Origin of the sequence: Burkholderia sola, assembly GCF_905400185.1 — a bacterium.
In the GTDB taxonomy this organism is placed as follows: Bacteria; Pseudomonadota; Gammaproteobacteria; order Burkholderiales; family Burkholderiaceae; genus Burkholderia; species Burkholderia sola.
Map to the genome: position 1 here is coordinate 1,178,618 of NZ_FR989676.1, position 22,938 is coordinate 1,201,555.

At 67.6% G+C, this 22,938-nt stretch carries 20 protein-coding genes and 1 riboswitch; of the genes, 9 read left to right on the forward strand and 11 right to left on the reverse strand.

Translation table 11 applies throughout. From position 1 onward, the window contains the following. Positions 1–180: 180 nt before the first annotated feature. Entirely contained in the window at positions 181–1,773 is a 1,593-nt protein-coding gene (locus KR541_RS21885) for an inorganic phosphate transporter (RefSeq protein WP_050016329.1), read from the reverse strand. A 165-nt stretch (positions 1,774–1,938) separates the two neighbouring features. Then, on the reverse strand, positions 1,939–2,529 hold the full coding sequence (locus tag KR541_RS21890; RefSeq protein ID WP_050016327.1) for a histidine phosphatase family protein: 591 nt from the start codon (positions 2,527–2,529) through the stop codon (positions 1,939–1,941). A 50-nt stretch (positions 2,530–2,579) separates the two neighbouring features. After that, a riboswitch (cobalamin riboswitch) is annotated at positions 2,580–2,718 on the forward strand. Between the two features lie 33 nt (positions 2,719–2,751). Here KR541_RS21890 and KR541_RS21895 point away from each other — a divergent pair. Together KR541_RS21895 and KR541_RS21900 are read left to right on the forward strand one after the other, a co-directional pair. Beyond that, positions 2,752–2,961: a CbtB domain-containing protein gene (locus KR541_RS21895; RefSeq protein ID WP_006488502.1), complete on the forward strand. Its 210-nt coding sequence runs from the start codon at positions 2,752–2,754 to the stop codon at positions 2,959–2,961. Positions 2,962–2,974: 13 nt separating this feature from the next. After that, complete coding sequence (locus KR541_RS21900; protein WP_216089782.1) at positions 2,975–3,697, forward strand: CbtA family protein; 723 nt, start codon at positions 2,975–2,977, stop codon at positions 3,695–3,697. A gap of 22 nt (positions 3,698–3,719) precedes the next feature. Here KR541_RS21900 and KR541_RS21905 read toward each other — a convergent pair whose 3' ends face one another. Continuing rightward, the gene (locus KR541_RS21905) at positions 3,720–4,628 is read right to left on the reverse strand and encodes a LysR family transcriptional regulator (RefSeq protein ID WP_089489691.1); all 909 of its coding nucleotides are present in this window, start codon (positions 4,626–4,628) and stop codon (positions 3,720–3,722) included. Between the two features lie 127 nt (positions 4,629–4,755). Here KR541_RS21905 and metE point away from each other — a divergent pair, with 127 nt between their 5' ends. Next, the gene (gene metE, locus KR541_RS21910; protein ID WP_050016321.1) at positions 4,756–7,050 is read left to right on the forward strand and encodes a 5-methyltetrahydropteroyltriglutamate--homocysteine S-methyltransferase; all 2,295 of its coding nucleotides are present in this window, start codon (positions 4,756–4,758) and stop codon (positions 7,048–7,050) included. A 131-nt stretch (positions 7,051–7,181) separates the two neighbouring features. Here the strand turns inward: metE and KR541_RS21915 are convergent, their stop codons facing one another. Further along, entirely contained in the window at positions 7,182–8,507 is a 1,326-nt protein-coding gene (locus KR541_RS21915; RefSeq protein ID WP_050016318.1) for an MFS transporter, read from the reverse strand. Positions 8,508–8,568: 61 nt separating this feature from the next. Beyond that, on the reverse strand, positions 8,569–9,525 hold the full coding sequence (gene speB / locus KR541_RS21920; protein WP_050016317.1) for an agmatinase: 957 nt from the start codon (positions 9,523–9,525) through the stop codon (positions 8,569–8,571). A 134-nt stretch (positions 9,526–9,659) separates the two neighbouring features. Between speB and KR541_RS21925 the strand changes: the two genes are divergently transcribed. Then, on the forward strand, positions 9,660–10,577 hold the full coding sequence (locus KR541_RS21925; RefSeq protein WP_200891634.1) for a LysR family transcriptional regulator: 918 nt from the start codon (positions 9,660–9,662) through the stop codon (positions 10,575–10,577). A 61-nt stretch (positions 10,578–10,638) separates the two neighbouring features. Here KR541_RS21925 and KR541_RS21930 read toward each other — a convergent pair whose 3' ends face one another. After that, entirely contained in the window at positions 10,639–11,103 is a 465-nt protein-coding gene (locus KR541_RS21930) for an Lrp/AsnC family transcriptional regulator (protein WP_050016315.1), read from the reverse strand. Between the two features lie 134 nt (positions 11,104–11,237). On the opposite strand from KR541_RS21930, the gene KR541_RS21935 reads away from it, so the two are divergent. The 3 genes from KR541_RS21935 (at position 11,238) to KR541_RS21945 (ending at position 15,454) form a co-directional block, all read left to right on the forward strand. Further along, positions 11,238–11,858 (forward strand): LysE family translocator, encoded by a 621-nt coding sequence (locus KR541_RS21935; RefSeq protein ID WP_050016313.1) that lies wholly within the window; start codon positions 11,238–11,240, stop codon positions 11,856–11,858. Positions 11,859–12,114: 256 nt separating this feature from the next. Continuing rightward, positions 12,115–13,704 (forward strand): S53 family peptidase, encoded by a 1,590-nt coding sequence (locus KR541_RS21940; protein ID WP_089489688.1) that lies wholly within the window; start codon positions 12,115–12,117, stop codon positions 13,702–13,704. A gap of 73 nt (positions 13,705–13,777) precedes the next feature. Continuing rightward, positions 13,778–15,454: a S10 family peptidase gene (locus KR541_RS21945; protein ID WP_050016310.1), complete on the forward strand. Its 1,677-nt coding sequence runs from the start codon at positions 13,778–13,780 to the stop codon at positions 15,452–15,454. Positions 15,455–15,529: 75 nt separating this feature from the next. On the opposite strand, the gene nadE is transcribed toward KR541_RS21945, so the two are convergent. The 3 genes from nadE to KR541_RS21960 all read right to left on the reverse strand — a co-directional run bounded on the left by nadE (position 15,530) and on the right by KR541_RS21960 (position 17,894). Next, positions 15,530–16,378, reverse strand: coding sequence for an ammonia-dependent NAD(+) synthetase (gene nadE, locus KR541_RS21950; RefSeq protein ID WP_050016307.1), 849 nt, complete (start codon positions 16,376–16,378; stop codon positions 15,530–15,532). Positions 16,379–16,627: 249 nt separating this feature from the next. Next, positions 16,628–17,497: a DMT family transporter gene (locus tag KR541_RS21955; protein WP_050016305.1), complete on the reverse strand. Its 870-nt coding sequence runs from the start codon at positions 17,495–17,497 to the stop codon at positions 16,628–16,630. A 211-nt stretch (positions 17,498–17,708) separates the two neighbouring features. Next, on the reverse strand, positions 17,709–17,894 hold the full coding sequence (locus tag KR541_RS21960; protein ID WP_006480515.1) for a hypothetical protein: 186 nt from the start codon (positions 17,892–17,894) through the stop codon (positions 17,709–17,711). A 228-nt stretch (positions 17,895–18,122) separates the two neighbouring features. Between KR541_RS21960 and KR541_RS21965 the strand changes: the two genes are divergently transcribed. Both KR541_RS21965 and KR541_RS21970 read left to right on the forward strand, forming a co-directional pair. Further along, on the forward strand, positions 18,123–18,881 hold the full coding sequence (locus tag KR541_RS21965) for a DeoR/GlpR family DNA-binding transcription regulator (RefSeq protein WP_050016302.1): 759 nt from the start codon (positions 18,123–18,125) through the stop codon (positions 18,879–18,881). 105 nt (positions 18,882–18,986) lie between these two features. Continuing rightward, positions 18,987–20,771, forward strand: coding sequence for a phospholipase D-like domain-containing protein (locus KR541_RS21970; RefSeq protein WP_050016300.1), 1,785 nt, complete (start codon positions 18,987–18,989; stop codon positions 20,769–20,771). Between the two features lie 69 nt (positions 20,772–20,840). On the opposite strand, the gene KR541_RS21975 is transcribed toward KR541_RS21970, so the two are convergent. Then, positions 20,841–21,515, reverse strand: coding sequence for a TetR/AcrR family transcriptional regulator (locus KR541_RS21975; RefSeq protein WP_012339399.1), 675 nt, complete (start codon positions 21,513–21,515; stop codon positions 20,841–20,843). 105 nt (positions 21,516–21,620) lie between these two features. Continuing rightward, the gene (locus tag KR541_RS21980; RefSeq protein WP_124631668.1) at positions 21,621–22,889 is read right to left on the reverse strand and encodes an NAD(P)/FAD-dependent oxidoreductase; all 1,269 of its coding nucleotides are present in this window, start codon (positions 22,887–22,889) and stop codon (positions 21,621–21,623) included. Positions 22,890–22,938: the final 49 nt, after the last annotated feature.

Below are 22,938 nucleotides of genomic sequence, written 5' to 3' on the forward strand. Positions count from 1 at the left end.
GCTCCAGATCTTGCGCTTTAATTCCGGCCAGGAAACGGGGAAACGTTGAAGGCGCGGTATCGGCACACTGAATGTGGCGACGGGCCGGAGCGGCGAGGGAAGCGGAAAGGCGGAGAAGCGCCACATCCAACCTACCGCAGCAGGTAGCCGGCTATCGCCCGCCCCCCGCCGCGTACACGATCACGCCAGCGACCGGAACAACCAGTAAAGCCCAGCCGCCAGCGCGATCGACGCCGGCAGCGTCAGCACCCATGCGAGGACGAGGCTGCGCACCGTGCTCCATTGCAGCCCGGAGCCGTTCGCCGCCATCGTGCCCGCGACACCCGACGACAGCACGTGAGTCGTCGACACGGGCAGCCCGTACATGTCGGCGGCGCCGATCGTCAGCATCGCGACCAGTTCGGCCGATGCGCCCTGTCCGTACGTCAGATGCTGCTTGCCGATTTTTTCGCCGACGGTCACGACGATCCGCTTCCATCCGACCATCGTGCCGAGACCCAGTGCGATCGCGACGGCGACCTTCACCCACGTCGGAATGAACTTCGTCGCGTGGTCGAGCTGCTTGCGATAGTTGTCGATCGCGAGCTTGTCGTCGGCGGCGAACGCGGGCTGGCCCGACTTCTCCATCAGACGAATGGCTTCGGACACCAGATACATCGTGTTGCGCACGTTGTCGACGTCGCGCTGCGGCACGGCCGCCATCGAGCCCGACGCGCCGACGGCGGTCGCAAGCGACGTGGACAGCTGCGCGACGGCCGGCAGCACGGCGGGCGTCAGTTCGCGATGCTGCACGTAGTGTTCGACATCGGCGCGCGGGTTCGCGGACGGCGCGACGCCGTTCGTGTATTTCCCGAACGTCGCGGCCGCCTGGTTCGCGACCGCCACGAAGGTCTGCGATTCGGCGGGCGTGACGGCCTTGTTCAGCGCATACGCGGTGGGCACCGTGCCGATCAGGATCAGCATGATGAGGCCCATCCCTTTCTGTCCGTCGTTCGACCCGTGCGCGAACGACACGCCGGTGCAGGTGAGGATCAGCAGGCAGCGAATCCAGAACGGCGGCGGCTGATCCTTCGGCGGCTCCTTGTACAACTCAGGAATCCGCACGGCGGCCTTCAGCACGAGCAGCAGCAGCGACGCACACAGGAAGCCGACGATCGGCGACAGCAGCAGCGACTTGCCGACGCCGAGCGCCTGGCCCCAGTCGACACCGCTCGTGCCGGACGGCCCGTGCAGCAACTGGTTCATCAGCCCGACGCCGATGATCGACCCGATCAGCGTGTGCGAGCTCGACGACGGCAACCCGAAATACCAGGTCGCGAGGTTCCAGACGATCGCGGCGATCAGCAGCGCGAACACCATCGCGAAGCCCGAGCCGCTGCCGACCTGCAGGATCAGCTCGACCGGCAGCAACTGCAGGATCCCGAACGCGACGGCGCCGCTCGAAACCATTACGCCGAGGAAGTTCCACATGCCCGACCAGATCACCGCGACGTTCGGCGTCAGCGAGTGCGTATAGATCACGGTCGCGACCGCATTCGCGGTGTCGTGGAAGCCGTTGACGAATTCGAAGCCGAGCGCGATCAGCAGCGCGGCGCCGAGCAGCAGGTACGGGAACAACGTCCCTTCGCGGACCGGCGCCAGATCGTCGATCAGGTGCGTGGCGATATAGACGGCGCCGAGCACGAGCACCAGCAGGAACGCGGCATAGCCGATCTGCCGGGTGCGTGCGACGGAGCCCGGATTGTTCGGGGCGGATGAAGCAGGTTGATTCATGACGGCATCTCGTGAGGGAACCGCGTCCGATCCTAGCTGCGGCTAGCAGTCAGTTTGATGACAGTCGGGATGACGAACGGTGTGTCTTACGGGATGTAAGGCGAGCGGCGACATGCGACGCGTCGGCGCGCATCGTTCGCTCACATAGTGAGCAGGACAGTGAGTTTACGCGCCGGTGTCGCGCACGTTGGCGGCCGTCGCGGCCAACGTCCAGCCGCTCGGCGACGCGACGAATGTCGTGCACGACAGCGGCGCGACGTCGAGACGCGCGGCGGCCTCGAGGCTCATCCGCCGCACGTGCGCGAGGGTTGCGCGGACGATCGGCGCATGCGTGATCGCGACGACATCGCGATCCGTCGGCAGCGTGCTCAACCATGTGCCGACCCGATGCGCGGCGGCGTCGAACGATTCGCCGCGATGCGGCGACGCGGACGGCGTGCCGATCCACGCGGCCAGTTCGTCGGGCAGGTCGCGCGCGAGATCGTGCAGCCGCTTGCCGCGCCAGTTGCCGTAGTCGATGTCGCGCAGCGCGTCGTCGATGTCGGCGTGCAACCCGAGCGCATCGGCGGTCTGCGTTGCGCAGCGTGCCGGGCTGCACAGCACGAGCGAGCCGGCAGCACCCGTCAACCGGCCGCGCAGCGCAGCGGCTTCGGCGAGCCCGTGCGCGTCGAGCAGGTCGTCGTCGGGAAACGTGCCGGTGCGCATCGCGCGGGTCGATGCGTGTGCGATCAGGCAGAGCGAGGCAGGTTTGGTCATGTCGGTTGTCGGATGATCCGGAGCGGGACGCGCTTACCCGTGTGTCATCGCTTCAATACGCGAACGTTCGCGCGTACAATTCGCCCGATACGAAGCGCGGAAGCCGGTGCAATTCCGGCGCGGTCGCGCCACTGTAACCGGGGAATCGACGATCCCGGAAGCCAGACCTGCCTTCGTACCCATCCATCATTTGTCGGGGCGCGATTCCCCTGAGGTGCATCCATGAGCGAAGCAGTGCTGAAGCCGGCGGTCGTGCCGGCACCCATCCCCGTCCGCGAGCTGTTGCCCTGGGCCGTGTTCGTCGGCCTGATCCTGCTGCTCGCGCTGTATTTCGTCGGTGCGGAACAGGGCGCGACGTCGCTCGTGCCGGGCATGTATGTCCACGAATTCGTCCACGACGGCCGCCATCTGCTCGGCTTTCCCTGCCACTGACGCGGAGCCTGCGATGGTCGGAAAGCTACTCATGCGCGGGATGCTCGCAGGCATCGCCGCGGGCCTCCTCACGTTCGGTTTCGCCAGGATCGTCGGCGAACCGCAAGTCGATCAGGCGATCGCCGTCGAAGAGAAAACCGCCGCCGCCCAAGGCGAGGCGCCGGAACCCGAGCTGGTCAGCCGCCACACGCAGGCCGGCCTCGGGCTGCTGACGGGCGTCGTGACCTACGGCGCGGCATTCGGCGGACTGTTCTCGCTGGTCTTCGCGTATGCGTACGGACGCGGCAGCCGCCTGCCGGCACGGCCGCTGGCCGCATGGCTCGCGCTGGCGGCGTTCGTTGCGCTCGTGGTCGTGCCGAACCTCAAGTACCCGGCCAATCCGCCGTCGGTCGGCGACCCCGACACGATCGGCTATCGCACCGGCCTGTTCTTCCTGATGATCGCGATCTCGGTCGCGACGATGGTGTTCTCGGTCGGCGTGCGCCGCCATCTGCTGGCGAAGCTCGGCCCGTGGAACGCATCGATCGTCGCCGGGCTCGTGTTCGTCGCGATCATCGCGGCCGTGCAGATCGGGCTGCCGTCGGTCAGCGAGTTGCCGGCCGATTTCCCGGCGACCTTGCTGTGGAGGTTCCGCGTGGCGGCCATCGGCATGCAGGTGATCATGTGGACGACGATCGGCCTACTGTTCGGCGCGTGGGTCGAGCGCGGCGAACGCGCCGGCCTGCGCGCCGCCTGACGCGCGGGGCAACCGGGCGCGCCTAGCGCAGCATGCGCGGCGCGCTCCACGTCGATTCGCGCGCCAGCGCGACGAACGCGGCCAGATAGTCGATCGCTGCGTCCGCTTCGCGGATGCCGAGGAAGATCTGCTTCGCGATGCCGTTCTTGCCGAGCTTGACCGGTACGACCGGCATCCGGTCCGCATACTCGTCGGCAAGCCACCGCGGCAGCGCGGCCACGCCGCGCCCGCTCGCGACCATCTGCAACATGATGTCGGTCGTCTCGATCGACTTGTGCCGCCTCGGCACGATGCCGGCCGGCGTCAGGAACTGGTTGTAGATGTCGAGCCGGTCGGTCTCGACCGGGTACGTGATCAGGATCTCGTCGGTCAGTTGTTCGGGCGTCACGTAGTCGACATTCGCGAACCGGTGCGAATCCGCGACCACCAGCACCTGTTCGTAGTCGAACACCGGGTCGAAGCGCAGCCCCGGCTTGTTCAGCGGATCGGGCGTCACGAGCACGTCGATGTCGTAACCGAACAGCGCGCCGATGCCGCCGAACTGGAAGCGCTGCTTCACGTCCACGTCGACGTCGGGCCAGCGCGACAGGTACGGCGACACGACCTTCAGCAGCCACTGATAGCACGGATGGCACTCCATCCCGATGCGCAGCGTGCCGCGCTCGCCCTTCGCGTACTGCTTCATCCGCTCCTCGGCGAGCTCGAACTGCGGCAGCAGCCGGTTCGCCAGCTTCAGCAGATAGTGCCCGCCCTGCGTGAGCCGCAGGCCGCGGCCTTCGCGGTCCCAGATCGCCGTGCCGAGCTGCTGCTCGACTTTCCTGACGGTGTGGCTGAGCGCCGATTGCGTGAGGTGCAGCGCATTGGCCGCCGCGGTCAGCGAGCCCTGGCGCTCGACTTCACGTATGACGACGAGATGGAATCGTTCCAGCATGGATTGCGTGCATCGGGCAGATGCATGAAAAATGTTAATGGATGAATGAAATAATGCCATTTTATTTCATGGTTTGAAATCCCTATGATGGCTGCCGGATCTACACTTTCTTCTGGACGGCAGCTTCATGGTCACGACACACAACCTCGGTTTTCCGCGCATCGGCGCGAAGCGCGAACTCAAGTTCGGTCTCGAACGCTACTGGAAGGGTGAATCGTCGCGCGACGAACTGAAGGCGCTTGGCGCCGAGTTGCGCCGGCGTCATTGGCACGACCAGCGCGATCTCGATCTCGCGCCGATCGGCGACTTCGCGTTCTACGACCAGGTGCTCGACATGAGCTTCACGCTCGGCAACCTGCCGAAGCGCGTGCAGGATTTCCACGGCGATGCGCTCGACAATTATTTCCGCGTCGCACGCGGCCGTTCGGCGCAGTCGACGGAGGAGCACGCCGCGTGCTGCGGCGGGGTCGCGGCCGGTGAAATGACGAAGTGGTTCGATACGAACTACCACTACATCGTGCCGGAGTTCCATGCGGACACGAATTTCTCGCTCGATCCGTCGCGTCTGCTCCAGCAACTCGCCGAAGCGACCGCGCAGGGCGTGAATGCGAAACCGGTGATTCTCGGCCCCGTCACGTACCTGTGGCTCGGCAAGGCGAAGGACGATTCCGACCGCCTCGCGCTGCTGCCGAAGCTGCTGCCGGTGTACGGCGCGCTGCTCGACACGCTGACCGCGCAGGGTGTCGAATGGGTGCAGATCGACGAACCGATTCTCGTGACCGAGCTCGATGCCGAATGGCGCCAGGCATTCCGCATCGCGTACGAGGCGCTGGAAACGCGCCGCATCAAGCTGCTGCTCGCCACGTACTTCGGCCAGCTTCAGGACAATCTGACGCTCGCGGCGTCGCTGTCGATCGACGGCCTGCATATCGACGCGATCAATGCCCGCGACGAAGTCGACGCGCTGGTGCGCGAACTGCCGCCGGAGCGCGTGCTGTCGGTCGGCGCGATCAACGGCCGCAACATCTGGAAGACCGACCTGAACGCCGCGCTCGACTGGCTCGAGCCGCTCGCGAAGCAACTGGGCGACCGGCTGTGGCTCGCGCCGTCATGCTCGCTGTTGCACGTGCCGGTCGATCTCGCGAGCGAAGAGAAGCTCGACGCGGAAATCCGCTCGTGGCTCGCGTTCGCGCTGCAGAAGCTCGACGAGCTGAAGGTGCTTGCGACCGCACTGAACGAAGGCCGCGACAAGGTGGCCGACGCGCTCGCCGCGAATGCCGCCGCGATCGATTCGCGGCGCCGCTCGCCGCGCGTGAACAACCCGGCGGTGAAGGCCGCGCTCGCGCGCATCGACGCGCCGCTCGGCAACCGCGCGAGCCCGTATACGCAGCGTGCATCGAAGCAGTCGGCGCGCCTGAACCTGCCGGCGTTCCCGACGACGACGATCGGCTCGTTCCCGCAGACCGCCGACATCCGCCAGGCGCGCAGCCGGTTCAAGGCCGGCGCGCTGGACGAAGCCGGCTATCGCGCGGCGATGCAGGCCGAGATCGAACGCAGCGTGCGCGAACAGGAATCGCTCGAACTCGACGTGCTCGTGCATGGCGAAGCCGAGCGCAACGACATGGTCGAATACTTCGGCGAACAGCTCGACGGCTATGCGTTCAGTCAGTTCGGCTGGGTGCAGTCGTACGGTTCGCGCTGCGTGAAGCCGCCGATCCTGTTCGGCGACATCAGCCGCCCGAAGGCGATGACGGTCGAGTGGATCGCCTATGCGCAGTCGCTGACGGACAAGCCGATGAAGGGCATGCTGACCGGCCCCGTGACGATCCTGAACTGGTCGTTCGTGCGCGACGACCAGCCGCGCTCGGTGTCGTGCTACCAGCTTGCGCTGGCGATCCGCGATGAAGTGCTCGATCTCGAGAAGGCCGGCGTGCGCGTGATCCAGATCGACGAAGCCGCGCTGCGCGAAGGGCTGCCGCTGCGCCGCGCGCAATGGAGCGACTACCTGAAGTGGGCGGTCGAGTCGTTCCGCATCACCGCGAACGGCGTGCAGGACGATACGCAGATCCACACGCACATGTGCTATTCGGAGTTCAACGACATCATCGCGTCGATCGCCGACATGGACGCGGACGTGATCACGATCGAGACGTCGCGCTCCGACATGGAGTTGCTCGATGCGTTCGACACCTTCAAGTATCCGAATGAAATCGGGCCGGGCGTGTACGACATTCACTCGCCGAACATCCCGACGCAGGATCATATCGTCGGGCTGATGAGGAAGGCGGCCGAGCGGATTCCGGCGGAACGTCTGTGGGTGAACCCGGACTGCGGGCTGAAGACGCGTCAGTGGGAGGAAGTGATTCCGGCGCTGACGAACATGGTCGCCGCGGCGAAGACGCTGCGTAGCCAGGTGCGGTAACCACGCAGCGAACGCAGGGCGGTAGCGGTCGCCGATCGTCGATCATCGATCGGGCGGCAAAGAAAACGACCCGCGAAAGCGGGTCGTTTTACGTCATGCATGCATGTGCGACAGGCGCTACGCGTCGAGCGCTACGCGGCGCGTGCGCCGCGCGGCAGCGCTTCGCGCGTCTTGCCGGGCGCGCCCGCATCGTCGATGCTGACGCGGCGCGAGATCAACCACACGCACAGCGACGACAGCACGGCGGCGCTCGTGTACTGGAGCGCGAGCGGCCACCATTGCGGGGCCGCGTTCTGCGCGATCAGCGTCGCGACGAGCGGCGTGAGGCCGCCGGCGAGCGCGCCGCACACCTGGTACGCGATCGAAATTGCCGTATAGCGGATCCGTGCGATGAAGATGCCGCTGACGAAGCCCGCGACGACCGAGTAGTAGCCCGATTCCGCGAGCGTCGCGAGGCCGACGCCGACCGTGATCGACACCGGCGTGCCCATATGCACGAGCGGCAGCATCACGAACGGGACGATCATTGCCCACGCGCCGGTGATCAGCAGTACGCGCGTGGTGCCGAAGCGCTGCGCGAGGAACGCGGCCGCGAGCTGCACGACGAACTGCAGCACCGCGACGATCGTCATGCAATGCAGCACCATCGACCGGTCGAGCGACAGGAACTGGGTCGCGTAGCTGATCATGAAGATGTTGCTGAAATACACGCCGGCGATCCCGTACACGTTCGCGCCGATCGCGAGCAGCAGCAGCGGCCAGACCTTGAGCGCCTCGCGCAGCGGTTTTTGCGCGATGTTGCCGCTCTTCCTGACTTCCTCGAACTCGGGCGATTCCGACACGCTCGCACGGATCACGAAGCCGACGACCAGCAGCACGGAACTCGCGAGGAACGGCACGCGCCAGCCCCAGCTCATCATGTCGTCCTTCGACAGCGTGCTGATCGCGCCGAACGCGAGCATCGACAGGATCAGGCCGCTCGCGCTGCCCAGCTGCGCGAACGACGCGAAGAACGTGCGCTTGCCTTCGGGCGCATGCTCGCCGGCCAGCAGCACCGCGCCGCCCCATTCGCCGCCCACTGCGATGCCTTGCAGCACGCGCATCAGCACAAGCAGGATCGGTGCGATCACGCCGGCTTGCGCATGCGTGGGAAGCAGGCCGATCGCGACCGTCGACACGGCCATCAGCATCAGCGTCGCGAGCAGCGACCGCTTGCGGCCGAAGCGGTCGCCGAGATAGCCGAACATCACGCCGCCGAGCGGCCGCGCGAAGAAGCCGACCGCGAACGAGCCGAACGATGCAAGCAGGCTGATGAAACGGTTTTCGCCGGGAAAGAACAGCGGCCCGAACACGATGGCGGCGGCGGTCGCATAACTATAGAAGTCGTACCACTCGATCGTGGTGCCGACGAACGACGCGAGCGCCGCCCGCTTCGGTTGCTTGACGGAAGTCCCCATCTTTCTGTGTGCTCCTCTGGAATCCTCTGATTTGGAATAGGTCGTGTAGCGGGATCGGTCGTCAGTCGCGATACGCGACGCCCGGCAGCACGCACAGCAGCTCGTACGCGAGGTTCGCGCCGAGCAGCGCGGTGGTGCCGAACGGGTCGTACGGCGGCGCGACTTCGACGAGATCGCAGCCGACGATGTTCAGCCCCTTCGCGCCGCGGATGATCTCGAGCGCCTGCGGCACCGTGAGGCCCGCGATTTCCGGCGTGCCGGTGCCCGGCGCGTAGGCCGGATCGATGCCGTCGATGTCGAACGTGATGTAGACGGGCGTGTCGCCGATGCGCGCGCGCACTTCTTCCATCAGCGGCGCGAGCGACTTGTTCCAGCATTCCTCGGCCTGGACCACGCGGAAGCCCTGCTCGCGGCACCAGTCGAAATCCTCGGCCGCGTAGCCGGTGCCGCGCAGGCCGATCTGCGTGACCTTGTCGCCGTGCAGCAGTCCTTCCTCGACCGCGCGGCGGAACGGCGTGCCGTGCGCGATCTTTTCGCCCATCATCGTGTCGTTCACGTCGGCATGTGCATCGACGTGGATCAATGCAACCTTGCCGTGCTTGCGGTGGATCGCGCGCAGGATCGGCAGTGCGATCGTATGGTCGCCGCCGAGCGTGATCGGCTTGCAGTCGTGCTCGAGAATCGCGTCGTACGCGGCTTCGATGCGGGCGATCGAATCGTGCAGGTTGTACGGGTTGATCGCGACGTCGCCGATGTCGGCGATCTGCAGCGAATCGAACGGTGCTGCGCGCGTGGCCATGTTGTACGGGCGCAGCAGCACGGATTCGGTGCGGATCTGGCGCGGGCCGAAGCGCGCGCCGGTGCGGTTCGACGTGCCGAGATCGAACGGCACGCCGACGAAACAGGCGTCGAGGCCTTCGGCGCTCGACACGTGCGGCAGGCGCATCATCGTCGCGATGCCGCCGGAGCGCGGCATTTCATTGCCGCCGAGCGGCTGGAAATGGATGGGGTCGTTCATGGGGTCGTCTCTTCCGGTGTGGGGCTGCCGTATCATGCGACGCGGCCTGGCGCACAGTTTTACGCGCTCGGCCGGGAAAGAAGAATGCGAAGATATCGACGTAAACATCGATCTTCATCGATGTATGGAAGGGGATGAACGTGCTGGGGAATCTGTCGACCCTCGATCTGCGGTTGATCCGCGTGTTTCTCGCGGTCACGGACGCGGGCGGCGTGTCGGCCGCGCAGGCGATGCTGAACGTCGGCCAGTCGACGATCAGCGCGCAGCTGTCGTCGCTCGAGACGCGGCTCGGCTACCGGCTCTGCGAGCGCGGCCGCAGCGGCTTCCGGCTCACGCCGAAGGGCGAGCGGTTCCACGCGATGAGCCGCAGGCTGCTCGCGGCGCTCGACGAGTTCGGGATGGCCGCGCGGCACATGGACCGCCAACTGGTCGGCACGCTGAACATCGGCCTGATCGGTCATACGCCGGTCAGCCAGAATGCGCGGATCGCCGAGGCGATCGCCGCGTTCCGCACGCGCGACGAGGCCGTGCGCTTCTCGATTTCGGTGCGCGCGCCGGGCGATCTCGAGGAAAAGCTGCTGAGCAACGAGATCCAGATCGCGGTCGGCTATTTCTGGCATCGCGTGCCGACGCTGCACTACACGCCGCTGTTCATCGAGCGGCAGGTCGCGTACTGCGGCCGCGGCCATCCGCTGTTCGAACGCGCCGGCACGCTGACGCCGGCCGACGTCGCCGGCTTCGAGTGGGCCTGGCGCTCGTATCCGCTGCCGGAGGCGCAGATGTCGACGACGCCCGATCGCGTGACCGCGACCGCCGACAACATGGAGGCCGTCGCGCTGCTGATCCTGTCCGGTCATCACCTCGGCTACCTGCCGCAGCACTTCGCGGCGCCGTATGTCGCGCAGGGGCTGCTCGCGCCGCTCAATCCCGAGCAGCTGCACTATGAAGTCACGTTCCACGTGGTCGTGGCGCGCGACGGGCGCGGCGATCCGGTCGTCGAAGCGTTTCTCGAGGATCTCGAACGCGCGCATCAGTCGCTCGACGCGGTGTGACGCCGGCGCGGCCGACAATGTGAACAAGCGTTGCGCGCGCGGCTTGTCGGCCCGGCGTGCGTCACGGCACCGGCAACCCCGCGTCGTGCTTCACCTCGCGCAACGACAGCGCCGATTCGATCGACGTCACGCCCGGCAGCATCCGCAGCGAATCGCGCAGGAACGTGCCGTAGTCGTCGAGGTCGCGCGCGACCACCTGCAGCAGGTAATCGGCCGTGCCTGCTACGTTGTGGCACGCGAGGATCCGCTCGATGCCGAGCACTTCCCGTTCGAACCGGTCGGCGACCTTGCGGTCGTGCGTCGCGAACCGCACGAGCACGAACGCAACCACGCCGAAGCCCAGCGCCTGGCGTGACAGCTGCGCGCGATAGCGCTCGATGTAGCCGTCGTTTTCCAGACGTTTCAGGCGCCGCGCGCACGGCGTCTCGGACAGGCCGACGGATTCGGCGAGCCGCGCGATCGGCAGGCGGCCGTCGCGTTGCACCGCGGCGAGTATCGCGCGGTCGGTTTTGTCGAGCTCGGTCATGTTGGTGGAATCCTTTTTACAGTTTCGTGATTGTGGCGGATTCCCCTACGAATCGCCATTCCTGAGCCAAAGTTGGCCAATAATCCCTCCGCCTTCAGCGGCAACATATCGTCATTGAAGGACGGGGGCAGACCATGATTTCCACGCATTTGCTGTTGATTTATCTCGCCGCGCTGGCGGCCATTTACGCGGTGCCCGGGCCCGACATGGCGCTCGTGCTGCAGACCAGCATCGGCCGCGGCGTGCGGCCGGGGATGGCCGCGGCGGCCGGCCTGTCGCTCGCGCGCACCGCGCACGTGACGCTGTCGGCGTGCGGTGTCGCGGCGCTGATCCGCAGCGCGCCCTGGTTGTACGAGGTGATCCGCTACGGCGGCGCGTTCTATCTCGCGTACGTCGCGATCCAGGTGTTCCGCTCGCCGGTGTTCGCGCTCGGCGACGGCGACGCGGCGGCGGGCGAGTTGCGGCAATCGTTCGTGAAGGGGCTGCTGACCAACCTGCTGAACCCGAAGGCGCTGCTGTTCTGCTCGGTGCTGCTGCCGCAGTTCGTGCGGCCCGAGGCCGGGCCGGTCGTCTGGCAGATGTTCGCGCTCGGCGCGCTGCTGGTGGCGGCCGGCGTGTGCTTCGACCTCGCGTGCGTGTTCGGCGCGTCGCGCATCGCGGCGTGGATGCGCGCGCATCCGCTCGCGCAGACGGTGCAGCGCTGGACTTTTTCCGCTGCGTTGATCGGTTTTGCCCTGCGGTTGTCGATGGACTGAGACCGAGCGCCGCCGCATGGTCGCCGCGGGGTAGGCAGGCCGCGCGCGATGCCGGCCTTCGCGCGCACGCTTGCCGCAGAAGGGCGTGCGCGCAAATCGTCTGACTGTTCTAAACTTCCTCTACCTTCGCGCCGTCGCAAACGCGCCGTCGCAGACGCGCCGTCGCGAATCGACTGACCGAACGGAACCGTCTTCCGCGGGCTATGTCCGATTTCCTGGCTGTTCCGTGCAACGCGGTACCAAGGAGGGTCTGAACATGGCAAGGCATCTTCAAGCCGACCGTGAACCCCGTATCGTCGCCGAGTCCAAGTGTCTCGGCCAGTGCGATCCGGCAGAACGCATCCACGTCACGATCATGTTGCGGCGGCAGGAAGAAGGGCAACTCGATGCATTGGTCCACCAGCTCGCCAGCGGCGACGCCGGTGCAAAACCGCTGTCGCGCGACGCATTCGCGCAGCGTTTCTCCGCCAATCCCGACGACATCCGCAAGACCGAGGACTTCGCGCACCGTCATCAACTGGCGGTCGATCGTGTCGACCCGGTCGAAAGCGTCGTCGTGGTGTCCGGCACGATCGCGCAGTTCGAAGCCGCGTTCAGCGTGAAGCTCGAGCGTTTCGAGCATCGGTCGATCGGCCAGTATCGCGGCCGTTCGGGCCCGATCACGCTGCCCGACGAGCTCGGCGATGCGGTGACGGCCGTGCTGGGCCTCGACAGCCGGCCGCAGGCGCGGCCGCACTTTCGCTTCCGTCCGCCGTTCAAGCCGGCGCGCGGCGCGGCGGCCGTCACGTTCACGCCGATCCAGCTTGCGTCGCTGTACGACTTTCCGGCCGGCGACGGCGCCGGGCAATGCATCGCGATCGTCGAACTCGGCGGCGGCTATCGCGCGGCCGACATCCAGCAGTATTTCCGCGGGCTCGGGATCACGACGCCGCCGACGCTCGTCGACGTGAACGTCGGCACCGGCCGCAACGCACCGACCGGCGAGCCGAACGGCCCGGACGGCGAAGTCGCGCTCGACATCGAGATCGCCGGCGCGATCGCACCGGCCGCGAAGATCGCCGTCTACTTCGCGCCGAACAGCGACGCGGGCTTCATCCAGGCCGTCAACGCGGCCGTCACCGACAAGACCAATCGGCCTTCCGTGATCTCGATCAGCTGGGGCGGCCCGGAGGCGATCTGGCAGGCGCAGTCCGCCCATGCGTTCAACCGCGTGCTGCAGGCGGCCGCCGCACAGGGCATCACCGTCTGCGCGGCGTCGGGCGACAGCGGCTCGGGCGACGGGCTGCAGGACGGCGCCGATCACGTCGATTTCCCCGCGTCGAGCCCGTACGTGCTCGGCTGCGGTGGTACGCAACTTGACGCGCTGCCCGGGCAGGGCATCCGCAGCGAGGTCACGTGGAACGACGAGGCGGCCGGCGGCGGGGCGGGCGGCGGCGGCGTCAGTTCGCTGTTCGACCTGCCGGCATGGCAGCAGGGGCTGAAGGTCGCGCGCGCCGACGGCACCACCACGCCGCTCGCGAAGCGCGGCGTGCCGGATGTGGCCGGCGACGCGTCGCCGCAGACGGGTTACGAAGTGTCGGTCGCCGGCACGCCTTCGGTGATGGGCGGCACGAGCGCGGTCGCACCGCTGTGGGCCGCGCTGATCGCGCGGATCAATGCGACGGCCGGCGCGCCGGCCGGCTGGATCAATCCGGTGCTGTACAAGCATCCGGGCGCGCTGCGCGACATCACGAAAGGATCGAACGGCACGTATGCGGCCGCGTCCGGCTGGGACGCGTGCACGGGCCTCGGCAGCCCGAACGGTGCGCAACTCGCCACGATCCTCGCGCGCAAGCCGTCGAGCTGACGCGCCGGCGCACGCCTTTCCGTTCGACGCGGGTGGTCTGCCCGCGTCTTTTTTCACCTCCAGGAGCAGCACGATGGGCATCGATTCCGCATCTTCCGGCGGCGTGTATCCGCTGCATCACGGCGACCACAATTCGCATGGCGTGCCGCCGACCATCAACCCGGTCGCGCTGAGCCACGGCCGCGACCAGCCGTTCTTCGATCCGGTCGCGTACGGCAACGGCCCCGACGACTCGGTGACGGACACGACCGAGGCGGCCGCGATCACGCACCACACGATCCTGATCGATGGCAAGCGGATCGCGTACACGGCGACGGTCGGCCACCTGGTGACGGTCGATCCGAGCAGTTCGCAGCCGGCCGCGAAGATTTTCTACGTCGCGTTCACGGCCGACGGCGCGAAGGAGGAAACGCGGCCCGTGACGTTCTTCTACAACGGCGGGCCCGGATCTTCGTCGGTGTTCGTGCTGCTCGGCTCGTTCGCGCCGAAGCGCATCAAGACGTCGATGCCCGGTTTCACGCCGCCCGCGCCGTACCAGCTCGAGGACAACCCGGACAGCATGATCGACCACAGCGACCTGGTGTTCATCAATCCGGTCGGCACCGGCTATTCGGCGGCCGTCGCGCCGAACAAGAACCGCGACTTCTGGGGCGTCGACCAGGATGCGAATTCGCTGAAGCAGTTCATCAAGCGCTACCTGACGAAGAACAACCGCTGGAATTCGCCGAAATACCTGTTCGGCGAATCGTACGGCACCGCGCGCAGTTGCGTGCTCGCGTACAAGCTGCACGAGGACGGCGTCGACCTGAACGGCGTCACGCTGCAATCGTCGATCCTCGATTACCGGCAGGCCGGCAACCCGGTCGGCGCGCTGCCGACCGCCGCGGCCGATGCGTGGTATCACAAGAAGCTCGGCATCAAGCCGGCGCCGAGCGATCTCGGCGCGTTCGTCGAGGAAGTCGCGCAGTTCGCGCGCACCGACTACCTGAGCGCGCTGCGCGCGATGCCGCATGCGAACCCGGCCACCGTGCAGAAGCTGTCGGCATACACGGGCATCGATACGGCGACGCTGCAATCGTGGGGGCTCGACATCGCCGGTTACGACACGCGCGGCAATTCGCTGTTCCTGACGACGCTGCTGCATGCGCAGGGGCTCGCGCTCGGTTCGTACGACGGCCGCGTGACCGGGATCTCGTCGGGCATCGCCGGCAAGATCGACCCGAATTCGGGCGGCAACGATCCGACGATGACGGCCGTGACGGGCGTCTATACGGCGATGTGGAACAGCTACCTGAACGAGCAGTTGAAGTTCACGTCGAACTCGGCGTTCACGGACCTGAACGACCAGGCCTTCAAGAACTGGGATTTCAGCCACATCGACCCGACCGGCGCGCAGCAGGGCATCGATGCGCAGGGGAACGTGATCCTCTACACGGCCGGCGACCTCGCCGCGGTGATGGCGCTGAACGTCGACCTGAAGGTGCTGTCGGCGAACGGACTCTACGATTTCGTCACGCCGTTCTACCAGACCGTGATCGATCTGCAGCAGATGCCGCTGGAGGACCAGAAGGTGCGGCAGAACCTGTCCGCGCGATTCTATCCGTCGGGGCACATGGTGTATCTCGACGGCGGCTCGCGCACCGCGCTCAAGCGCGACCTCGCGACGATGTACGACGCGACGGTCAGCGATACGGGCGCGCGGCTGCGGATTCGTGCGCTGCAGGCGAAAAAGACGGGCGGGAACGCATAGCGTTGCCCGGCGCCGATGTGCCGCGCGCAGCCGTGACGGTGCGCGCGGCGGTATGTCGGTAGCCGGGCGGCCGGCTTAGGCGGTCGGCCAGTCGAACATCGTGTACGGCAGCGCGCGCTTGTGGCGCGACCCGTCGTAGAAGCGCAGCACCGTTTCGTAGACGCGGTCGGCGACCGGCTTGCCTTCGAGGAAATCGTCGATCTCGTCGTAGGTCACGCCATACGCGTGCTCGTCGGGGCGCAGCGGGCGCAGTTCCTCGAGGTCGGCCGTCGGCACCTTCATCACGATCAGCTCGTCGCCGCCGAGCGCGCGTGCGACCCCGCGCACACGACGCTTGCTCAGGCCCGCGAGCGGCAGGATGTCCGCGCCCCCGTCGCCGAACTTCGTGAAGAAACCCATCAGCGATTCGGCCGCGTGGTCGGTGCCGATCACGATGCCGCGCCGCGCGCCGGCCACCGCGTACTGAGCGATCATGCGCTCGCGCGCCTTGATGTTGCCGTGCACGAAATCCTGTTGCGCGGGGTCTTCGAACGCGTGGCCCGACGCGACCAGCGAACGGAGCATCGCATCGGCGGCCGGCTTCACGTCGACCGTCAATACCTCGTCCGCGCGCACGAACGCGAGCGCGCGCTGCGCATCGTCTTCGTCGTTCTGCACGCCGTTCGGCAAGCGCATCGCGATGAAGCGCGCGTCGTAGCCACCGGCGCGCAGCTTTTCGACCGCGAGCTGCGCCAGCCGGCCGGCCGTCGACGAATCGACGCCGCCGCTGATGCCGAGCACGTAGGTCCGCAGGCCGGTCGAACGAAGGTATTGCGCGAGGAAATCGACGCGGCGGTCGATTTCGGCCTCGGCGTCGAAGTGCGGGGCGACGTTCAGTTCGGCAATGATCGCGCGTTGGCGGCTGGCGTAATCGGCGGATGTCATGAGGAAAGTTCCGGGACGAAATGCAAGGCGCTCATCATAAGCGCAATCGCGGCGCGCCGCCGCGCCGGACAGGCGTTTCCGGCGGTTTCGCGTTGCATCGGCGAGACGCGCCGCATCGCCGTGGTGCGCGGTGCGCCGGGCGGGTGCAGGAGATGCTGCGCGAAGGGCGGCCGTGCGCGCGGCTTCAGCGAGGAGGGATGGAGGCCCGATGACGGCGTGGCCGCTCGATCCCGCGTGCGTCTTCGCCCGTCAGCGCCGCGCGAGCACGACGCCCACCAGCGCGAGCGCGAAGCCGGCGAGCTGGATCGTCGCGAGCGTTTCGCCGAACAGCGCGTAGCCCTGCAGCGCGGCCAGCGGCGGCGCGAGAAACAGCAGCGACGTCGCGCGCGCCGCATTGCCGTGCCGCAGCATCCACATCAGCATCGTGACCGCGCCGCCGGACAGGAACACGACGCCCCACACGAGCGACACCCACAGCGCCGGCGCGTCGATCCAGCGGGTTTCATGGAGCAGCACGACGAAGACGGCCGCGACGAGCGCCGCGCCGAAGTTCTGCACGGCGACCGCCGTGCGCAGGTCGCTCTGCGCGAGCTTGCCTTTCTGGTACAGCGAGCCGGCGGTGATCGACCCGACCGCCAGCACCGACACGGTGACGACGAGCCACGCAGGCGCGGCGCCCGGCGGCGGCGCGACGCCGCCGGTGACTTTCGGCGCGAGCACGAGCGCGACGCCGGCCAGCCCGAGCGCCATCCCGAGCCAGCCGCGCGCGGGCAGACGTTCGTTGAACAGCGGAACCGCGAGCACGGCGGTGGCAAGCGGCTGCAGCGCGCCGAGCAGCGCCATCACGCCCGCATTCAACCCTTGCGCGACGGCCCAGTAGCTCGCGCCGAGATAGACGCCTTGCAACAGCGCGCCGGCGATCAGGTGGCGCGGCCATTCGCGGCGGGCCGGCCACGGCGCGCGCGCGGCGAGCGCGACCACGCCGAACAGCGCGGCCGTGCCCGCGAAGCGCGCGAGCAGGAACAGGTTCGGATCGGCGTAGGGCTTGATTGCCCGTGCAACGATGAAGCCGGTGGACCAGAGCGCGACGAAAACGGCGGCGACGATCGAGTTGAGCATGCGTGACGGGCCGCGACGCGGCCGGACAGATCCGGAAAGTCGGCCAGTATCGGGCGAAGCGACGCTGGCGTCTTGTCGAATCCTGCACTCATGCCGCGCGGCGCGTGAGCGGGGCGGCGGTCATCGCGCGCCGGTGCGCGGCGCGGCGGGGATGATCGTCCGCGGCACCGCACGGCACGGCGCTGCGCGGATGGGCGCGCAGCAGCGACGCTCAGTCGATCGAGAACGTATCGAGCGGCTGGTTGGCGCGTGCGTCGGTCGCGAAGCGCGCGGCGAGCTGTTCGTAGAGCCGACGCGCTTCGTCGAGCGTCAGGTCGATCCAGTACGGATCGCCTGCCGCGTCGTTGAGGCGTTCCGGCGGAAACTGGATTTCGATCACACTGCCTTTGCGATACATGGCGCGAGCCCCTTTATTGGTCGGTCTTGGTCGGTCGTTCGGCGAAGCGCAAAGTGTAGCAACCGGCGCCGCGCGGATTCGCGCGCGCCGGGCAATACAGAATTTCGCTTTCGGGCAACGCGCGCGGCCGCCGCCCGGCCGTGTTACCCGGCCCGGTCAAATGGTCGTCAAACGTCCGTAATACAATGGCCGGCTTACCCATTACCAGTCGCCTCGGGCGCACACGCGATGCTGGCGGAACAACGTCATCAATACATCCTGTCGGCGCTCGGACGCTCGGGCGCGCTGACGGTCGCGGAACTCGTGCGTTCGCTCGACGTGTCGCGCGAAACCGTGCGGCGCGACCTGAACGCGCTGGCCGCGCGCGGCCTGCTCGTGATGACGCATGGCGGCGCGCTGGCCGCGGATCGCCGCGAGCCGAGCCTGTCCGAGCGCGAAGCCGCGAACGCCGACGCGAAGCGCACGATCGGGCGGCGCGCGGCCGAATTCGTGCCCGACGATGCATCGGTGCTGATCGATTCGGGCAGCACGCCGCATGCGGTCGCGCTGGCGCTCGCCGACCGGCACCGGCTGTCGATCTACACGAACGACTGGCGTACCGCGTTCGTGCTCGCGCGGCGCAACGGCAACCGCGTGACGTTGCTCGGCGGCGAGCTGTCCGACGACGAGGACGCCACGTTCGGGCTCGACACGATCCACCAGCTCGCGCAATACCACGTCGATTTCGCGTTCGTCGGCGCCGGCGGCATCACGCCCGACGGCGAGTGCACCGACTACTCGCGGCTCGCGGCCGAAGTGCGCAGCCGGATGATCGCGGCGGCGGGCACGGCGATCATCGTCGCCGACCATTCGAAATTCGGCCGCGTGACGCCGGTGCGGATCAACGGCACGTCCGCCGCCCGCTATCTGGTGACCGAACGCGCACCCGACAAGGCCGTGCGCCGCGCGCTGACGGCGCGCGGGATCGAGCTGCTCGTATGCGACTGACGCGCGTCCGACATACAAGGTTCATCGAACGGTCATCGCGCGGGAAGAACCGCCATCAAGACTGACGCATTCATCTCGACCGGCCGCCGGGCCAGGGAGCAACGAATGACCGTCAGCGTGCGCAGCTATCTTTCCCCCACCCTGGTCCTGCTGGCTTTCGACTGGCCCGATGCGGCGTCGCGGTCCGATTTCCTCGGCTTCGCGATCCGGCGCACGCCGGGTTTCTGGTCGGCCGACGGCAAGACGCGTGCGCCGGACAGCTGGCTGCCCAACCGCCTGACGTTCGACGGCCCGGCCGCCGACACGCAGGGCGATGCGCCGACCGATCAGGCGCCGATCCAGAAATTCATGTGGTGGGACGCGCGCATCGATCCGCAGGACCGCGGTGCGTCGTTCCGCTACGACGTCTATCCGGTCGTCGGCACGCCGGCGAACCTGCAGGTGCTCGACGCGCAAGCCGGCGTGTGCGACGTCGTGCTGCCCGCGCACGTCGAGGACGGCATCGGCACGTGGTTCAACCGTGCGGTGGTCAGCTCGCAGGCGTTCGCGAAGCAGGTCGCGGCGCTCGGCCTCGCGCCGAACGAGGCGCCGAGCGCCGCGCAGGCGCTGAAGTTGCGCACGTGGCTCGCGAACGACATGGAGCAGGTGTTCGCGCAGATGCTCGATCCGGCATCGCGCGCGGTGTCGGCCGTCTATCACCTGACCGACACGCTGTGGGCGCTGCCCGCGTTCGACGCGTTCGGCCGCCAGCACGGCGAAGCGTCGCTCGCGATCGTCTACGACGCGCACACGACGGCGCGCAAGGGCAAGCCGCCGCTGCCGTCGCCGAACCAGCCGGCCGTCGATGCGCTGCAGGGCCTCGCGACGCTCGCGCCGCGCGACAAGACGCACATCATGCACGACAAGTTCATCGTGACCGATGCGCCGTCGAACCCGGCGCCCGCGCGCGTGCTGACCGGCTCCGCGAACTTCACGACCGAGGGGCTGACCGAGCAGGCCAACGTGCTGCATGCGTTCGACTCGCCTGCGCTCGCCGCGCTGTACAACGAGCGCGCGCATGCGCTGGCCGGGAATCCGTCGATTGCGGAGACCGCGCGGCTGTCGCCGGGCTGGTCGGCGCCGATGACGATCGGCAGCGCGCAGGTGCGCGTCGCGTACTCGCCGGAGCCCGCGGGGCAGCGTACCGAGATCGATACGATCGTCGCCGCGATCGCGGCCGCGAAGCATTCGGTGTCGTTCTGCCTGTTCATGCCGACCGACGCGGCGCTGCGCGACGCGTGTTTCGCGGCTGGCGACCGCGGGCTGATGATGTTCGGCCTCGTGAACAAGATCAGCGTCGGCAGCGCGACGAAGGCCGATACCGCGCAGCACGACGGCCAGACGCTCGATGCGGCGACGCTCGCGAACCTCGAGCTGTACCACCGCAGCCGCGACAACCACGACGTGATCGACGCGTCGTATTTCTCGCCGGCCACGGTGCCGCAGGGTTTCGAGCCGGAGTTGCGGCTTTTCCCGGGCGAACCGGCGCCGGTTTTCCCGCCCGTCGTGATCCATCACAAGTTCATCGTGATCGATGCGGAAGGCGCGAATCCGGTCGTCTATACGGGTTCGGCGAACATGAGCCGCAATTCCGAGCAGTACAACGACGAGAACCTGCTCGAGATCCGCGACAAGCGGATCGCGGCGATCTATCTCGCGGAATTCCTGCGGCTGTACGAGCACTACCGCGCCCGCGCGCTGGCGATCCATGCGAAGCAGCAGCACGGCACGGGTACGCATGCGCGGCTCGCGCTCGCGCCCGATTCGAGCTGGGCGAAGAAGTATTACGTGGCGGGGAGCCCGGAACAGAAGGCGCGGATCGCGCTGGCGTCGACCGCGCCGACGGACTGATGCGCTGAAGTGCTGAATGAAGTTCGCGGGGCGCGGATGTCGCGTGCCCCGGCCGGCGACTACCGCCGCTTACGCGGCGACGTAGCGGAGCACCGCGTCGGCGATCGTGTCGCGGTGTCGCGCGCGCAGGCGCGGTGCCGACGGGTCGCGGCCGAATGCAGCGCCGAACGTGTAGCGGTTCGCCACGCGGTGGAAGCAGAATGAGCTGATCAGCAGGTGCAGATCGAATGCGTCGATGTCCTTGCGGAACACGCCGCTGGCCGCGCCGCGCTCGACCAGTTCCTCGAGCGTCTTGATGATGCTGACGTTGCGGTTCTTGAACGACTTCAGCTGTTCGACATACTTCGCGCCGTGGATGTTCTCGATCGACACGAGGCGGACGAAATCGCGATGCTTGTCGTGATAGTCGAACGTGAATTCGACGAGACGGCGCATGCCTTCGCGCGGCTCCATGTCGCCGACGTGCAGTTCCTGCTCGAGCGCGCGGATGTCGCCGTATACTTTCTCCAGCACGGCCTCGTACAGGCCTTCCTTGCTTTCGAAGTAGTAATAGAGCATCCGCTTCGTCGTGTTCGTGCGCTCGGCGATCGCGTCGACGCGCGCACCGGCGAGGCCCATCGCGGAGAATTCCTGCGTGGCGACGTCGAGGATGTTGCGCTTGGTTTGCTCGGGATCGTATTTGCGCCGCGCGTCGGACGCAAGCGCGCGGGGGTCGGACGTGGCGGCCTTGCTTCCTGCTTTCATGTGACTTTGTTCTGGTTCGCGGCGGCTTGGAAAAGGCATTCTAGCATGTGGGAAATGCCCGCCCGGCCGACCTTCCGCTCTAATCGGCAAGGCTGCGGCGGGCGCTCAGCGGCGGCAGGACGCGAGCGCGTCGCGGGCCTGGTACGCCGTATACGTGAGCTGCGCGGCGGCGAGGCCGGCCAGCCCGAACGTGCGCGTGAGCCCGAACGCGGCGAAGCCGTCCGGCACCGGACGCTCTCCCGCCAGCGCGGCGGCGAGCACCTCGCCGGCGACGGTGGTCGGCGCCATCCCGTGACCGCCGAATGCGATCGCGTGCCACACGCCGTCCGTGTCGCGGCCGATCTGCGGCATCTTGTGCCGCGCATAGCTCATCAGCCCACCCCACGCGTAGTCGACCTTCACGCCGTCCAGTTGCGGATACACGCGCAGCAGGTCGCGCCGCAGCAGGCGCGCGATCGCGTCGGGGCCGCGATCGAGCACGGAGATCCGGCCGCCCCACAGAATCCGCGTGTCCTTCAGCGGACGGTAGTAGTCGAACGCGAAACGCGTGTCGTAGATCGCGTACGGCGCGTCGATCGCGTCGGGCAGGCGCGTGCCGAGCGGTTCGGTCGCGATCACGTAGGTCGCGATCGGCAGCACCGCGCGCTCGATGCGCGGCGACACGCCGCGCGCGTAGCCGCCGCCGGCGAATACGACGTCCTTCGCACGCACCGCGCCCTGCGCCGTGCGCACGACGTAGCCGGCGCCGTCGCGCGCGATGCCGAGCGCGGCCGAGCGTTCGTACACGCGTGCGCCGCCGCGCGACGCGGCCGCCGCGACGCCGAGCACGTACTTCAGCGGATGAAAGTGGAATGCGTTCGGCTCGAACAGGCTGCCGTAATAGCGCTGCGTCTTCAGCCGCGCACGCAGCGCGTCGGTCGCGACCGGTTCCCAGTCGACGTTGAATTCCTGCTTCATCAGCGTGCGCACGCCGTCGAGCCGCGACGGATCGTCGAACCAGTTCGCGAGCATCACGCCTTCGTCGACGATGTCGCAGTCGATCCCGTAGCGGGCGATGCGCGCGCGGATCAGGTCGACCGCGTCGACGGTGAGCCGGTACAGCCGGCGCCCTTCGTCGCGGCCGAGCGTGCGCAGCAGGTCGGCGTTGTCGAGGCTGTAGCCGCCGAACACGAAGCCGCCGTTGCGGCCCGACGCGCCGAAGCCGACCCGTTCGCCGTCGAGCACGACGACGTCGTGCACGCCGCGCTCGACGAGGCCGAGCGCCGTGCACAGCCCGGCGAGGCCGCCGCCGACGATGCAGACCTGCGTATCGATCGTGTCGGTCAGTTGCGGGTAGGGCTGGCGGCTAACGGTGGCTTCGTAGAAGTTCTGCATGCGTGTTCGGTGACTCGTGACGGCGGAAAGGCGGACGGCGCGCGTCGAT